Source organism: Neisseria iguanae (assembly GCF_003013245.1).
Taxonomy (GTDB): Bacteria; Pseudomonadota; Gammaproteobacteria; order Burkholderiales; family Neisseriaceae; genus Neisseria; species Neisseria iguanae.
Window position 1 is genome coordinate 1 of sequence record NZ_PXYY01000065.1, and the last position, 14,299, is coordinate 14,299.

Below are 14,299 nucleotides of genomic sequence, written 5' to 3' on the forward strand. Positions count from 1 at the left end.
ACATTAAAAAATGAAGGTAACCCATTGCAAACCAAGCAAATCTACACGGAAAAAATTCTTCAATTTTCTGTATCGGAAGTAACGGCCCGTGCAGCTGCCGGTATACCCGGTATCCGGCCTGATTCCGCCCTGTTGTTTTACCGTAAAATCCGCCAAGCCATCGCTTACCGTTCAGAACTTCGGGCAGATGAAATTTTTGATGGCCCGGTTGAATCAGACGGGGGTTGTTTTGGCAGGCAGTGCAAAGGCAAACGCGGTCGGGGTGTTACAGGTAAAGTGGCTGTTTTCGGCATTCTAAAACGACAGGGTAAGGTTTAACCGTTGTTGCAGAAAACACAGGGAAAGATACTCTATTGTCGGTTATTAAATGAAAACCATTGCCTGACGGCATTGTTTATCCCGATTGCTGCAAAAGCCGTGATGTGCTTGATGTGGGTGAATCCACTTGTCACCGTGCCAGTCACTGTACGCATTTTGTAGGACGGCAAAACCACATTAACGGGATGGAAAACTTTTGAGACCGGGCAAAGCGCATGCTACGGAAATAGAATGGAATTGACCGGAAATCTTTTCCATTATTCCGGAAAGAATGCGGGTTTCGTTTTAACTTTGGCGCACCATAAAGGGCAGCTTAAAATTTTGCGAATTTGGTGTGATATTTGGGGCTAACCTACGTCAGTCTCAAACTTTTCATTCGCATTAAAATCATCTCAGCGCACAAAACCGTTGCTTAATAATCAATCACATTTTAATCTATCAAACTTATGTTTTATATCGGGGCGTACCTCATTTCATCATGTGGCATCTTTTCGGTATAAAAACCCCGTCTGCCGTGTTGGAAATGCGCGCAAGGAGCCCACCTTGCCACGCCGGCTGGTTTTACCGGCGCAACGTGTAAAACTGCCTTCTTTTAGCATCGCCCCGCATACGCGCTTTTCTGCTTAAAAATGCGCGACGCCGACTAAATGAGAACACGCGCCCTAATCAAATCCAAGACAGTCTGTCCTTGGCGGCCGGGTGATTCAATTCTATAATACACCTTAAATAAAAGGATGGTTTATGGATACAAATGATTTCTGATATATACGGCGCATTATAGATCGGATATGAGTTTCAATTTCCAGTGTAATATTCTGAAATATACAGGACTGGATTATCGGGTTGGCACCCGATACGGCTACTGTTTTATTGGTTTATCTTAAAGTTTCATCAAGATCCCAGCCTTTTATACCTACCGCTTTATCAACTTGATTAATTTTCTTCCATCAACACCACCGCTAATTCCTGTCCAGGCTCGCTTGCCAGTTGCTTGAGAAGCAGCTTATTGACCTTGCGGATGTCGCGCAGGAATTCGCGTTCAACATGGTTTACGCATTCGGTCAGTTTGTCGTACAGTAGCGCGGCTTTGACGGCAAGATGTCTCGTCCATGCATTAGGCTGGATGGAAGCGGTATCTGCTTTGCCCTGCTGTTGTAATCCGACGATATATTCCGCCGTGCCACTGTCGAAACCTGATACCACCAACCGCCGCGCCAGTTCGTTTTGATAGTGAAGCGGATTGATTTCCTGGCGGCGGAATTGTTGTCTTAAGGCTTCAAATTCCGCCAAAGTCATGTAGTAGATACTGAACGATAACATGCGCGCATCCCATTAAAAACGGCCTGCGACAGGCCGTCTGAAAAATCAAATTGCTGTATCACTGCTGCTGTGTGTCAAACTGCGGACACGGGTTTCAGCTTCATCCGCACGCTCTTGGGCGGTAAACGGTCCCATGCGCACGACGTATTCGTGGCTGCGTTTTTCAACCGCCATTTTCGCGCTGGTTAAAAACGAAGCAAGCTGCCCGGTAGTTTGGTCGATATAGGCCTGTGCATCACGCTCGGTACCGAAGACTTTCAAATCCACATAAATTTCTTGCACCGGGGATAAGGTGGCAATAGCGGCCGACACGGTATTTTTCGGCGTAACGGCTTCAGGTGCGGCGGCTTGTTGCGATTTTACGCCCGGCACAATCTGTTCGATTTTTACATGGGCGGTCCCTTGGTTGATGAAACCGAGTTTCTGCGCGGCAGCTTTGGATAAATCCATCACGCGGTTGCCATGGAACGGGCCCCGGTCGTTAACGCGCACAATCACGCTTTTGCCGTTACGGGTATTGGTGACTTTGGCGTAACTCGGAATCGGCAGGGTGCGGTGGGCGGCAGTCATGGCATACATGTTGTAAAGCTCGCCGCTGGCGGTTTTTCGTCCGTGGAATTTGCCGCCATACCATGAGGCATTGCCGTTTTGAGTGAACGACGATAGTTTGGTCATCGGTTGGTAACGTTTGCCGGCAACTTTGTAGCTGCGGTTGGCGGAAGGATGCAGTTTCTCAGCACGCACAATAGTGTCTTGCCCGGTCACGATAATTTTGTTGGCTTGTTTGGCCAACAGCGCACCTTTGGCGGTTTGCGCCGAGGTGGAACCGATGGAGAAAACGCCGATGGCAACTGCCGTCAGCATGGCGAATAAAGTATTGTGGCTTAAAGTCAAAACAAAATCCATTCTTGAGTTAATCACGTAAAGTGCCGATATTTTAAACCAAAACATCGACACTTAAAAAATTAAAATTACGCCTTTCAGACGGCCTGTTCAAATGCCGCCCTGATAATCGTTTTGCCGCCATGCTTCAAACAGCATCACGGCAACGGTATTGGATAAATTCATGCTGCGGCTGCCGGGCAGCATCGGCAAACGGAGCTTTTGCCCTGCAGGCAGCATATCAAGAATCTCTGCGGGCAAACCGCGTGTTTCGGGGCCGAACAAAAACACGTCGCTCGCCCGGAAACTGGCTTTGTCGGGGCGGGCTTTACCTTTGGTCGTCAAGGCGAAAATGCGGCGGCCTTCAAGTGCTTTCAGGCAGGCTTCAAAATTCTCGTGTACAGTCAATTTTGCAAACTCATGATAATCCAAACCCGCGCGCTTCATTTTGGTGGAATCAAGCGGAAACCCGAGTGGTTTGACTAAGTGTAATCCTGCACCGGTATTGGCGCACAATCGGATGATATTGCCCGTATTCGGGGGGATTTCAGGTTGATATAAAACAATAGTAAACATATAAATCAGTCACTTAGCAATCGGCCAAGATTGCCACAGCATTGTGACGGTGTCAAAGTTTTTAGCTATCTTTTCAATTGGGAACGCGCCAAACACCAACAATAAACCATATTTGCGCCCGATGCTTTCAGCATTTTCGCCAATTCGTTTAATGTTGCACCGGTAGTCACGACATCATCAACTAACAATATCTTACAATTTTTAGGTAAGGGTTTGTTCAGCTTGAAGACGTTACGCACATTTGCCAAATGTTCACCTCTTTTGAGTGTACTTTGCGGCGGCTTGTGTCTGCGTTCGATCCATTGGTGCGGCAAGATCTGCCAGCCGTAATGTCGCGCCAAGCTTTCGGCCAATTCTTCGCTCTGGTTGAAGCCACGGTAAAGCCGCCTTGTTTTGCTCAAAGGCATGGGCAACACAAAATCAACTCCGGATCCGGCCAACCAATCAGGAGCATGACGGCACATCAAATGCGTCAAAGGCCGCCGCATATTCAAATCACTCAAATGCTTGAAATGATGCACCATGCCGCTAACCGGCGGTTTTTATAATACACCGAAGCCCACATCCGTTCAAATTCCGGCGGTTTTTTCTGGCATTGTCCGCAAACCGCTCCGCCGACAACCTGCCGAAAACACAAAGGGCAGCTGTTGGCCGCATCGGTGAAGTTTTCCGCTAAATCGGCCAAACAGCTGCAACACAGGCCGTTTGAAGCGGAATCGCGGCATAATACGCAGCGATGGGCGTGCCACCACAAGCGTTGTTTCAGCCTGCGCCAAAAAGAAAGAAAATCCATGCCACACTCTGCGAAAAAAGTTTATCTGATTCACGGCTGGGCGGCCAACCGCCATATTTTCGACGATTTCATGCCGCGTTTGCCGCACGATTGGACAGTGCACGCGCTGAACCTGCCCGGCCACGGCGACGAACCGTTTGCCGACGTATTCGATATTGCCGCCGTTGCCGACCATTATGCCGCCCGAATCGACGAACCGGTACACATTCTCGGCTGGTCGCTCGGCGGCTTGGTTGCGCTTTATTTGGCCGCACGCCACCCCGATAAAGTGAAATCGCTGTGTCTTACTGCCAGTTTTGCCAAACTCACCGCCGAAGCCGGTTATCCCGAAGGCTTGAGCAATCCTGCTTTGGCCAAAATGGTCGACGCATTTCAGCAGGATTATGGCAAACATATCAAACAATTCCTACAATTACAATTACTCAGCACACAAAATGCCGCCTCAATTTTGCATAAAATCCTGCCCGATTTAATCCGCCACGGCGCACCGCAAGCGCTGCAAGCGGCCTTAGATGCCGTCAACTGTGCCGATGCAAGGCCGTTTTTAGCGCAGATTCAGCAACCCGTGTTACTCGTGTTCGGCCAAAAAGACGCCATTACCCCGCCGTGCATGGGCGAATACCTCCACCGCCATATGCCCGACAGCCGCCTGCACCTGATTGAAAAAGCTGCCTACGCGCCGTTTCTCAGCCATGTCGATGAATTTGTCAATGTATATCAAACCTTTTTATTGGTTTCCGCGCCGCTTTACGGCGAAAATTTGCCGGTATTGCCTGTTCCCGTGCCGGAGCCTTTGTTTTTTGAAAACGAAACCGCGCCGGCTGCACCACAACTGCCGACAGAAACGGGAAAGCCGTCTGAAACAGAAAATCCGGTAGCGGCTTTGACCGAAGCGGATTTGCGGGCGCGGCCTGAATTACTGGTGCCGCTGATTAATCAGGCGTTGGTAGGTAAACACTGGGATTTGCTGGTAAATTTGCTGGCGCTATATCGCACCACGGATGCGCCCGATGAAACGCTGATTGCTTATGCTGAAGGCGCATTGTTGCGCGGGCGCGGCGAAGTCGGCAAAGCGGTGGAGCATTACCGCAAGATTGTGGCGACCAATCCGGATTTGCCTTATGTGAAGCTGGATTTGGGCTTGATGCTGGTGGAAGACAAGCAATACCGCGAGGCAGAGCGGATGTTGGCCGAAGTGGAAGCAGCAGAAGTTACGCCTGCGACTAGGCGGTTGGCTGCGGCTTACCGTTCGACGACAGAAAAAGCACAGGCTTGGCAGCCGGATATTTCACTGCAATACACGCGCACGGATAATGTCAATAATGCCTCCAACGAGCGCATCATTGAATGGCAGGGGCGGCGTTGGACGAAAAATAGCGACAGCCTGCCGAAAAGTGCCGAAGGTTTCCGCTACGGAGCGGGTGTGCAGCGGGATGTGAATATCGGAGGCAACCATTTTGCCCATCTGAATCTGCGTGGCGACGGCGTTTATTATTGGGACAATCACGATTACAGCGAACAGAGTCTGAGCGTGGCAGCAGGATATAAAAACCAAAACGCGCGCCAATCGTGGGGGGTGATTCCGTTTGTCGAACAAAACTGGCTCGGCAGCTCGCGCTACAGCCGCCTGCATGGCGCGAATCTGGAATACAGACGCAGCCTGTCGCCGCGATGGCAATTAATGTTGAACGCCTCGCGCACGGAAAAACGCTACCAGGAAGCACGTACCGCCGCCCGTTATGACGGTTTCTCCCATTTGCTGTCGGCCACCGCGCTGTATCGCGCTACCGATTCGTGGCTGCTTTTCGGCGGTGCGGACAAGCAGTGGGACAATCTGCACAGCGCAGAGGATTCGTCCGAACGCCTCGGCACGGTAAAAACCTTTAACAACGGTCTTGGCACGCGCCTGAGCCTGCGCTACGCACGCCGCCGCTTTGATGCGCCTGAAACGCTGGTGTACGGCTATATCCGCAAAGACCACGAATACCAGGCACAGGCAGCGGTATGGCACCAAAAAATCAGTTGGAAAGGCCTCACCCCGCGCCTGAACTTCCGCTATCTGAATATCAAAAGCAATATGCCGGGCTTTTACTCGCGCAAGAGTGCGCAATGGTTTGTGAGCGTGGAAAAAGCATTTTGATTGGCATCGCCAGTAAACTTAGAAGATGCGTCCTAAGGCTTCCTGACAATGACTTGTCATATAAACAGAGACAGTAAAAGAAAAGCAGATAAGTTAAAATTCTTGTCGCCAAACAAAGAATCACTTATCTGCTATGTCTCGAACACGATTAACTGATGTGATGAATACCGGTCAAAGCGGTTGCCTGTTTTGTTTGATTCGGGTGTCTGTAACAAGAAAAATCTGCGTTTGACGGCAGAAGGTATGCGTTATCGAATGAGGACAGACATTGCTTGGGAAATATATTTTCTCTTCCTTTGGTCAGCCTGACTCCTTACTTATCACAGATAGGCAGAAAAAGTGTTTTTATCAATGTCCTGATGCCTTCTTCAGCAGTGTGCGTTGGAACATCGCGCCGCCGCAATTAATCCGCTTCGGCGGCAGCTTGGTGATGGAAATGCAGGCTTCGGCAGGTGAGGGTGTGAGTTCGGGCGGTGCAATGGCGGCGGTGGAGGAAGTGATGCAACAATTGCCCCCCGGCTATAATATCGAATGGACAGGCGCGTCCTTGCAGGAAAAACGTGCCGGTGCGCTCGCCCCTTTGCTGTATGCTTTATCAGTGTTGTTTGTGTTTTTGTGTTTGGCGGCTTTATATGAAAGCTGGAGCGTGCCGTTTGCCGTGATGCTCTCGGCGGTGTTGGGCGTATTGGGCGCATTGTTGTTTACGTCCGTACGCGGTTTGTCGAATGGTGTGTTTTTCCAAGTCGGCCTCTTAACCACCATCGGCTTGGCGGCGAAAAATGCGATTCTGATTGTCGAATTCGCGGTGCAATTGCAAGAACAGGGCAAAAGCATTTGGCAGGCCGCCACTGAAGCTGCCCGCCTGCGCCTGCCCCCGATTCTGATGACTTCGCTCGCGTTCGGCTTCGGCGTGATTCCGCTGGCGCTCGGTACCGGCGCAGGTGCCGGCAGCCGCGTTGCCATCGGCACGGTAGTCTTGGGCGGCACGGTGTTCTCGACGGTGTTGGGTTTGCTGTTCGTGCCGATATTTTTTGTGTGGATTCGAGGGTGGGTGAAAAAGCGGAATGCGGCTCTGTGAAAATAAAGTAAGGCCGTCTGAAAGCATCTTTACTTTCAGACGGCCTTTCATCATCAAAAACCCTATTGCGTAGGCGCAGCTTTTTGTTCTTCGCGTACTTTATCCACCAGTAAATCAACGGTGTTCATACCGGATTGCCAGTCGGCAAATTTCACTTGGTATTTGCCGCCGACAATCACCAACGGTGTGCTGCTGATTTGGAAGGTGTTGGTCAGCGCTTCCATTTTATCGGCACGGGCTTGGCTTTCAGGCGATTCAAATGCGGCCAAGACCTTTTTGCCGTCAAACGCGGTTTGTTCCGGCAGCCATGTTTTCAAAACATTCACATCGGCCAAGTTGATTTTTTGGTTAACGATGGCATCGAAAATCGGCATGTCGGCAGCTTTTTCGCCGGCGATTTCTACCGCTGCGGCCAAGCGGGCCAATGGTTTCACTTCAGGCCCCCAAACCACGTGTTCTTTACGCAGATAGGTATCTTCTTGGAATGATTTGGCGTGTTCGCCCAACACTGGTTCCAAATGGGCGCAATGCGGGCAGAAGTAGCCGAAAAATTCGGCTACTTCGACTTTGCCGGCTTGCAATGGCGGAATCGGATTCGCTAAGACGGTGTAGTTTTGGCCTTCTACCAGGCCGGCGGGGGCGGCAGGAACTGGGGCGGAAGCGGTGTTTTGCGCCGTGCCTTCGGCTGGCACGCTGGTTTCAGCTTGGCCGCCGCAGGCTGCCAAGGCCAGAGCCGTGAATGTGGTGAGGGTGATTTTTTTCAGGTTCATGATGTTACTTTCTATAAAGACAGGTGTGATTTTAAAGCATTTTTGGCAGTGCATGAATGGCTTGGTGTGAAAAAGACGGTTTCATTGCGGGAAATAATCGCGATGGTCGGGAAGCTTATCCTTCAACGGCATGACCATTGGTCGGAAAACATAGCCGACCCTGTCTGCACTGTCGTACAATAAACGGCTTTCCCGAGGCTGTCTGAAATATTGGAATCAGCAGAAATGATTCCTTAAAATGATGGTCGGATGCTGTTTCAGACGGCCCTCTGGCCTTTGCACAACACCCGCCTTTCTCTGGTTGCGGACGCTATTCAAGTCTGGCGCTTTGTCAAGGTTCGGGCATTTTGTTTTAATTTTCAAACTGATGAAACGATTATGAATTTATTAGGTGCTTTGGCCAAAGTCGGCGGTCTGACTATGGTGTCGCGCATACTCGGCTTTGTGCGCGACACGATTATTGCCCGTGCGTTTGGTGCGGGCGTGGCGACGGACGCGTTTTTTGTGGCGTTCAAGCTGCCCAACCTGTTGCGGCGCGTATTTGCAGAAGGGGCGTTTGCACAGGCGTTTGTGCCGATTTTAGCGGAATACAAGCAAACCAAATCGGAAGAAGCCACACGGGAATTTGTGCGCTATGTGGCCGGTATGTTGGGTTTTGTATTGGTGATTGTGACCGCCATCGGCATTTTGGCCGCACCTTGGGTGATTTACGTTTCTGCGCCCGGTTTTGCTAAAAACCCTGATAAATTCCAGTTGTCGATTGATTTGCTGCGGATTACGTTTCCGTATATCTTATTGATTTCACTGTCGTCTTTTGTCGGTTCGATTCTCAACTCTTACCACAAATTCAGCATTCCGGCTTTTACGCCGACCTTGCTGAATATTTCCTTTATTGTGTTCGCGCTGTTTTTCGCGCCGTATTTCGACCCGCCGGTGATGGCACTGGCTTGGGCGGTGTTTGTCGGCGGGATTTTGCAGTTGGCGTTCCAATTGCCGTGGTTGGCGAAACTCAGCTTTTTGAAATTGCCGAAACTGAGTTTTACCGATCCTGCCGTTACCCGCGTGATGAAACAGATGGCACCGGCGATTTTGGGCGTGAGCGTGGCGCAGATTTCCTTGGTGATTAACACCATTTTTGCATCGTTCCTGCAATCGGGCAGCGTGTCGTGGATGTATTATGCCGACCGCCTGATGGAATTGCCGACCGGTGTGCTCGGTGCGGCGCTGGGCACGATTTTGCTGCCGACTTTATCGAAACACGCCGCCAGTCAAGACAGTCAGGCTTTTTCCGGCCTGCTCGACTGGGGTTTGCGCCTGTGCATGCTGTTGACCTTGCCAGCGGCAGTGGGCTTGGCGGTATTGTCGTTTCCATTGGTCGCAACGCTGTTTATGTACCGCGAATTTACCCTGTTTGATGCGCAAATGACGCAACACGCGCTGATAGCTTACTCGTTCGGCCTGATTGGTCTGATTATGATTAAGGTACTCGCCCCCGGCTTTTACGCGCGGCAAAACATCAAAACGCCGGTGAAAACCGCCATTTTCACGCTGGTGTGCACGCAGCTGATGAACTTAGCCTTTGTCGGCCCGCTCAAACACACCGGCCTTGCACTCGCCATCGGTTTGGGCGCGTGTCTGAACGCCGGTTTGTTGTTTTACCTGCTGCGCAAACACGGTATTTACCAACCCGGTGCAGGCTGGGGCGTGTTTCTGGCGAAATTGCTGGCCGCATTGGCGGTGATGGGCGGCGGTTTGTGGGCGGCGCAGACTTACCTGCCGTTTGCATGGGTAGGCGTGGCAGGCTGGCAGAAAGCGGCGCAGTTGGCGGTATTGATTGCCATCGGCGGCGGCCTGTATTTTGTGTCGCTGGCGCTGCTGGGATTCCGACCGCGCCATTTCAAACGGGCGGTATAAGGTCGGGTATTGCTGATAATAAGCCGTCTGAAACCTTGTGGGTTTCAGACGGCTTATTCGTTTTTGAACACTTTAATTTGAGATTTGGGCATTACTTATGCCAGCGGAAAATCCATTCGCGTACCGGTGCGATATTGTAGGCGTATTGCCAAGTGTTGGTGTGGCCGCCGGCGCCGGCTGCGGATTCGCCTTCGGTAAAGACCGTGCCTTTTTCAAAGCTGACGAAATTGATGTTGGCCTGTTGCGCGTCCATTTTGTCAAAGGCCGTCTGAAATTCGGCGGCACTCCATTGCGCGTTCCATTCGCCGCGTGCGACTTTTGCGCCGTGTTTGGCCAATACTTCGACAATCGCGGTTTGTCCCGGATAGGCTTTGCTGTCGTCTTGCGATACGGTAATCCAGATTTTGTTTTTCGCCAGCGGTGCGACTACGGCAGGATTCCATTGGCAGGCAACCAGATAGGTGGCGGCGAAGAAGTCGGGATATTTCACGTTCATGGCAATCGACATCATGCCGCCGCTGGATTGGCCGGTGGTGTAGCGGCGGGCAGGGTCGATGGCGTAGCGGGTTTCCAAATCGCGGATTAAGTTTAAAGTGGCATCGAGATAATCGGAGGTTTGGGATTGGTCGTCGGCGATGATTTCGTCAAACTGCGGGGCGAGTACGAAACACGGATTCTTGGCTTGTGCCGCCGGTTCTGCCCATGCGGTCGCACCGTTGCCCTGATAGAGTGCGGCAAGCGGCGCATTGTTTTTGCCGGTTACGCCTGCATCGTGCATAAACAATACCAGCGGATAACGCTCGCCTGCCGTTTGGTTTTTCGGGGCAAACAGGTTGTAGCGCACGGTTTTGCCGGTGGCTTTATCGTAAAATTCAAACTGCTTGAAATCGTCGAATGCTTCATTGAGCGAGATGGCGGCAGTCAGGCTTTGGCCTTGCACGGTGACGGCAACATTGCGGCCGGCAAGCGAAGGGGCGCTCTCTTTGACATCGCCCGCAGTGCCCGGGCCTTTGCCCTTGGTGTTTTGCACTTGTTGCGCGGCGGAGGGTTTGTTTTTGACGACTAAGGTTTGCGGTTTGATGGCAATGATAACGTAACGGCCTTGCGGTAAAGGTTTCCCATCGGCAGAATCACTGGTATAGACCCGGCTGATGGTAAATCCGTTTACGCTGAAATCCTCAGCCTGCAAAGCGGCGGCTTGAACGGCATGGCTGTATTTGACGGCCACGGCAACCAGATTCATGCCGTTGCCGAAAACGCGGGTCACGGCAACCGCCGATTGTGCCCGGGCTTTCGAGCCGGTAGCGGCGCAGGCGGGTACGCCCACGGCAATGGCGATTCCGGCGGCGGCAGTTAAAAATTGGCGGCGGTTCATGGGAGTCTTTTCATCGGTATGGAAAAAGGTTTATTGTAAACCCGCTCAGGCTGTCTGAAAGGCTTGCCGTTTGGGTTTTACATAATCCTACATATTCTTGAAAGGCCGTCTGAACAGGCTCGCAGCGGTATGTTTGCAGCAGGAACAGTGTATTCCGCATATTGATATTCAAACGCAGACAGGTTTGGGCGTATGATGTATTCAGAAATTGAATACGTTTGAATAAGAAAAAGGATTTATCATGACACTTCCTGTAACCGGCTACGCTGCCCAAAGCGCGACTTCTCCGCTCGCTCCGTTTGCCTTCGAACGCCGCGACTTGCGCCCCGATGATGTGGAAATCGACATTTTATATTGCGGCGTATGCCACTCCGACTTACACACTGCCCGCGGCGACTGGGGCGAGTTTTCCATTTATCCGGTCGTACCCGGCCATGAAATCATCGGCCGCGTGCGTAATGTCGGCACCGGCGTGACCAAATATAAAGACGGCGATTTGGTTGGCGTGGGCTGTATGGTCGATTCCTGCCGCGAGTGCGAACCGTGCAAACACGATTTGGAACAATACTGCGAAAACGGCAACACCGGCACTTACTGCTCGCACGACCGCCACGACGGCAGCATTACCTACGGCGGTTACAGCACCGCGATTGTAGTCAGCGAGGATTTTGTGTTGCGCGTGCCTGAAAATCTCGACACTAAAGCCGTTGCACCGCTGTTATGCGCCGGTATCACCACTTATTCGCCGCTGCGTCATTGGAATGTCGGCAAAGGCAGTAAAGTGGCCGTTGTCGGCTTGGGCGGTTTGGGTCACATGGCCATCAAACTAGCGGTGGCAATGGGCGCGGAAGTGACCCTGTTTTCCCGTAGCCCGAACAAAGCTGATGATGCCCATGCTTTGGGTGCGAACCATGTGGTGATTTCGACTGATGAAGTGCAAATAGCCGAAGTAGCCAATCAGTTTGACGTGATTATCGATACCGTGCCTTACGACCACGATTTGAAACCGTATCTGCCGACGCTGGCACTCGACGGCACGCTGGTATTGGTCGGTGTGGTCGGCGAATTGAGCGAAACCATTTCAACCTGGCCGCTGCTGGCAGGCCGCCGCTCAATTGCCGCTTCGATGATCGGCGGTATCAAAGAAACTCAAGAAATGCTCGATTTCTGCGGCGAACACAATGTGTTGCCGGATGTGGAAATGATTGATATGCAGAATATCAACGAAGCCTATGAGCGTATGCTGAAAAGCGATGTGAAATACCGCTTTGTGATTGATATGGCAAGTTTGAAAAAATAATTTGTTTTAAGGTAGGGTGGGCATCCCTGCCCACCATTCTGATACTTATGCCGATTCTGAAAAATAACCCGTCCCTACATACAGTCACTGATTTATTTAGGTTATTTTGGGAATGGGTATTACATTTATAAATGACGGGCAGGAATGCCAGCCCTACATCAAAACTCAAAACAACTTCTTCACTTCCGCTTCAATATCGTCTGCACGCATAAAGGTTTCGCCGATTAAGAACGTATTCACGCCATGACCGCGCATAAAGTCCACATCGTCTTTGTCGCGGATGCCGCTCTCGGTAACGACCGTTTTGCCGTCCAATTCAGGCAGTAGATCCAGCGTTTGCTGTAAGGTGACATCGAAGGTGCGCAGGTTGCGGTTGTTCACGCCCCATAATGGCGTGGTCATATTGCTGCATTTGGCCAACTCAGACGCATCGTGCAATTCCAGCAACACCGTCATCTTCAATCCATGTGCCACGGCTTCCAAACGCGCCAGCGTGTCGGCATCTAAGGCCGCGGCAATCAGTAAAATCGCATCCGCCCCCCAAACGCGGGCTTGGTAAACCTGATACTCGTCAATCATAAAATCCTTACGCAACACCGGCAGCGATACCGCCGCACGCGCCTGCTGCAGATAGTCGGGCGAACCTTGGAAATAGGGTTCATCGGTCAATACCGACAAACATGCCGCCCCTGCGTTTTCATAGGCTTTGGCAATCTGCGCCGGATTGAAATCGGCACGAATCAGGCCTTTGCTCGGGCTGGCTTTTTTTACTTCGGCAATAATCGCAGGCACATTTTGCGCGTGTTTGGCATGAATCGCGCCGAGAAAATCGCGCACCGGCGCGGCAGAGTATGCGCGTTGTTTCATTTCGTCTAAAGACACGGCGGCTTTTTGCGCGGCGACTTCTCCGGCTTTGGTGGCGAGGATTTTGTTTAAGATGTCGGACATGGTCGGCTTTCGGAAAAGTTTGGGAAATCGGTTGATGGGGTTTTATCGGGTAAAAATTTCAGACGGCCTTATAGTTTCGGCAGCGTTAGGCGGGTTTTGTATGCCCACATCCGCAGCACATAGCCGCCAAACAGCAGGATATTGAGTATCAGCGGGTTGACCCAGTTCCAGCGGTCGAGCAGGAACACGGCCAGCGCGACGAGTACGGCAACAGTGCCGTAGAAATCCTGCCGCATAATCATCGGGATATCGTTCACCAGTACATCGCGCACCACGCCGCCGCCGACGGCAGTGATGAAGCCGAGCATGACCACGCCGAAGACGTTTAAATCATACATCAGCGCGACTTGCGCGCCGGTGATGGTGAAGGCCACCAGCCCGAGCGAATCCGCCCAGACAAAGGCTTCAGCCAAGACACGGCCTTGATTATTCTGAACTTTAAACAGCCACGCCGCCAGCACGGTCAGCACGGTAATGGCCAGTGCGCCGTACTCGGTAAACACCAGCGGCATACGCCCGACCAAGGCATCGCGAATCAAACCGCCGCCGATAGCGGTGAGCAGCGCGCAAATCCATACGCCGAGCATGTCCAGCCGCTTGCGTGCCCCCACCAGATAACCGGAAAGGGCAAAGGCAATCGTGCCGATAAGGTGGATCATGTCGGTGGCGGTCATGGGGGAGTTGAATAATTAAAACAGATAAAGCGGAATGATAGCATGAAGCGGCGGGGATGAGGCGAGGCTGCTGAAAAGTTTGGGTTTCAGAAGGTTTTTTGTATTGGGGGGGAGGGGCTGTTGTGACCGGTTTTGGAAATTTTCTGCGAATTTGCTGTTATTAAAATTAGTTTGTAAAACAGCGGTTTGATGTATTGTATCCGGGGGTGGT

General features: G+C 51.7%; 11 protein-coding genes and 4 pseudogenes. 6 read left to right on the forward strand and 9 right to left on the reverse strand.

The window, feature by feature from the left end; genetic code table 11:
• The first annotated feature begins 10 nt into the window (after positions 1 to 10).
• Positions 11 to 669 (forward strand): annotated as a pseudogene (locus tag C7N83_RS09620) (IS1595 family transposase).
• A 582-nt stretch (positions 670 to 1,251) separates the two neighbouring features.
• On the opposite strand, the gene C7N83_RS09625 reads toward C7N83_RS09620, so the two are convergent.
• The 4 genes and pseudogenes from C7N83_RS09625 to C7N83_RS09640 all read right to left on the reverse strand — a co-directional run bounded on the left by C7N83_RS09625 (position 1,252) and on the right by C7N83_RS09640 (position 3,889).
• Entirely contained in the window at positions 1,252 to 1,638 is a 387-nt protein-coding gene (locus tag C7N83_RS09625) for a hypothetical protein (protein WP_106742294.1), read from the reverse strand.
• A gap of 45 nt (positions 1,639 to 1,683) precedes the next feature.
• Complete coding sequence (locus tag C7N83_RS09630; RefSeq protein ID WP_245911194.1) at positions 1,684 to 2,532, reverse strand: septal ring lytic transglycosylase RlpA family protein; 849 nt, start codon at positions 2,530 to 2,532, stop codon at positions 1,684 to 1,686.
• Positions 2,533 to 2,631: 99 nt separating this feature from the next.
• Positions 2,632 to 3,096 (reverse strand): tRNA (uridine(34)/cytosine(34)/5-carboxymethylaminomethyluridine(34)-2'-O)-methyltransferase TrmL, encoded by a 465-nt coding sequence (gene trmL / locus C7N83_RS09635; RefSeq protein ID WP_106742297.1) that lies wholly within the window; start codon positions 3,094 to 3,096, stop codon positions 2,632 to 2,634.
• Between the two features lie 65 nt (positions 3,097 to 3,161).
• Positions 3,162 to 3,889 (reverse strand): annotated as a pseudogene (locus tag C7N83_RS09640) (ComF family protein).
• Here C7N83_RS09640 and bioH point away from each other — a divergent pair.
• From bioH to C7N83_RS09655, 3 genes and pseudogenes are all read left to right on the forward strand, one after another.
• Positions 3,888 to 4,619, forward strand: a pseudogene (gene bioH / locus C7N83_RS16150) (pimeloyl-ACP methyl ester esterase BioH); the annotation flags it as partial. The pseudogenes C7N83_RS09640 and bioH overlap by 2 nt on opposite strands.
• Before the next feature lie 165 nt (positions 4,620 to 4,784).
• Positions 4,785 to 6,029 (forward strand): annotated as a pseudogene (locus C7N83_RS16155) (surface lipoprotein assembly modifier); the annotation flags it as partial.
• Positions 6,030 to 6,405: 376 nt separating this feature from the next.
• On the forward strand, positions 6,406 to 7,107 hold the full coding sequence (locus tag C7N83_RS09655) for an efflux RND transporter permease subunit (RefSeq protein ID WP_281256762.1): 702 nt from the start codon (positions 6,406 to 6,408) through the stop codon (positions 7,105 to 7,107).
• 62 nt (positions 7,108 to 7,169) lie between these two features.
• Here the strand turns inward: C7N83_RS09655 and C7N83_RS09660 are convergent, their stop codons facing one another.
• Positions 7,170 to 7,877, reverse strand: coding sequence for a thiol:disulfide interchange protein DsbA/DsbL (locus C7N83_RS09660; protein ID WP_106742301.1), 708 nt, complete (start codon positions 7,875 to 7,877; stop codon positions 7,170 to 7,172).
• A gap of 378 nt (positions 7,878 to 8,255) precedes the next feature.
• On the opposite strand from C7N83_RS09660, the gene murJ reads away from it, so the two are divergent.
• The gene (murJ, locus tag C7N83_RS09665) at positions 8,256 to 9,791 is read left to right on the forward strand and encodes a murein biosynthesis integral membrane protein MurJ (protein WP_106742310.1); all 1,536 of its coding nucleotides are present in this window, start codon (positions 8,256 to 8,258) and stop codon (positions 9,789 to 9,791) included.
• Between the two features lie 91 nt (positions 9,792 to 9,882).
• Here the strand turns inward: murJ and C7N83_RS09670 are convergent, their stop codons facing one another.
• Positions 9,883 to 11,166, reverse strand: a complete 1,284-nt coding sequence (locus C7N83_RS09670) for an alpha/beta hydrolase-fold protein (RefSeq protein ID WP_106742302.1) — start codon at positions 11,164 to 11,166, stop codon at positions 9,883 to 9,885.
• 241 nt (positions 11,167 to 11,407) lie between these two features.
• On the opposite strand from C7N83_RS09670, the gene C7N83_RS09675 reads away from it, so the two are divergent.
• Positions 11,408 to 12,466: an NAD(P)-dependent alcohol dehydrogenase gene (locus tag C7N83_RS09675; protein WP_106742304.1), complete on the forward strand. Its 1,059-nt coding sequence runs from the start codon at positions 11,408 to 11,410 to the stop codon at positions 12,464 to 12,466.
• 165 nt (positions 12,467 to 12,631) lie between these two features.
• Here the strand turns inward: C7N83_RS09675 and trpC are convergent, their stop codons facing one another.
• The 3 genes from trpC to C7N83_RS15285 form a co-directional block, all read right to left on the reverse strand.
• The gene (gene trpC / locus C7N83_RS09680) at positions 12,632 to 13,414 is read right to left on the reverse strand and encodes an indole-3-glycerol phosphate synthase TrpC (RefSeq protein ID WP_106742305.1); all 783 of its coding nucleotides are present in this window, start codon (positions 13,412 to 13,414) and stop codon (positions 12,632 to 12,634) included.
• A 68-nt stretch (positions 13,415 to 13,482) separates the two neighbouring features.
• On the reverse strand, positions 13,483 to 14,088 hold the full coding sequence (locus tag C7N83_RS09685; protein WP_106742307.1) for a trimeric intracellular cation channel family protein: 606 nt from the start codon (positions 14,086 to 14,088) through the stop codon (positions 13,483 to 13,485).
• A gap of 15 nt (positions 14,089 to 14,103) precedes the next feature.
• Positions 14,104 to 14,299 (reverse strand): hypothetical protein (locus C7N83_RS15285; protein WP_211296630.1); only part of this gene is annotated, 196 nt, incomplete at its 5' end.

What these genes read in the sequence shown, in the direction of transcription:
- C7N83_RS09625 (WP_106742294.1), bottom strand. Translation starts at nt 1,638, where the DNA reads ATGTTATCGTTCAGTATCTACTACATGACTTTGGCGGAATTTGAAGCC.
- trmL (WP_106742297.1), bottom strand. Translation starts at nt 3,096, where the DNA reads ATGTTTACTATTGTTTTATATCAACCTGAAATCCCCCCGAATACGGGC.
- C7N83_RS09660 (WP_106742301.1), bottom strand. Translation starts at nt 7,877, where the DNA reads ATGAACCTGAAAAAAATCACCCTCACCACATTCACGGCTCTGGCCTTG.
- murJ (WP_106742310.1), top strand. Translation starts at nt 8,256, where the DNA reads ATGAATTTATTAGGTGCTTTGGCCAAAGTCGGCGGTCTGACTATGGTG.
- C7N83_RS09670 (WP_106742302.1), bottom strand. Translation starts at nt 11,166, where the DNA reads ATGAACCGCCGCCAATTTTTAACTGCCGCCGCCGGAATCGCCATTGCC.
- C7N83_RS09675 (WP_106742304.1), top strand. Translation starts at nt 11,408, where the DNA reads ATGACACTTCCTGTAACCGGCTACGCTGCCCAAAGCGCGACTTCTCCG.
- trpC (WP_106742305.1), bottom strand. Translation starts at nt 13,414, where the DNA reads ATGTCCGACATCTTAAACAAAATCCTCGCCACCAAAGCCGGAGAAGTC.
- C7N83_RS09685 (WP_106742307.1), bottom strand. Translation starts at nt 14,088, where the DNA reads ATGACCGCCACCGACATGATCCACCTTATCGGCACGATTGCCTTTGCC.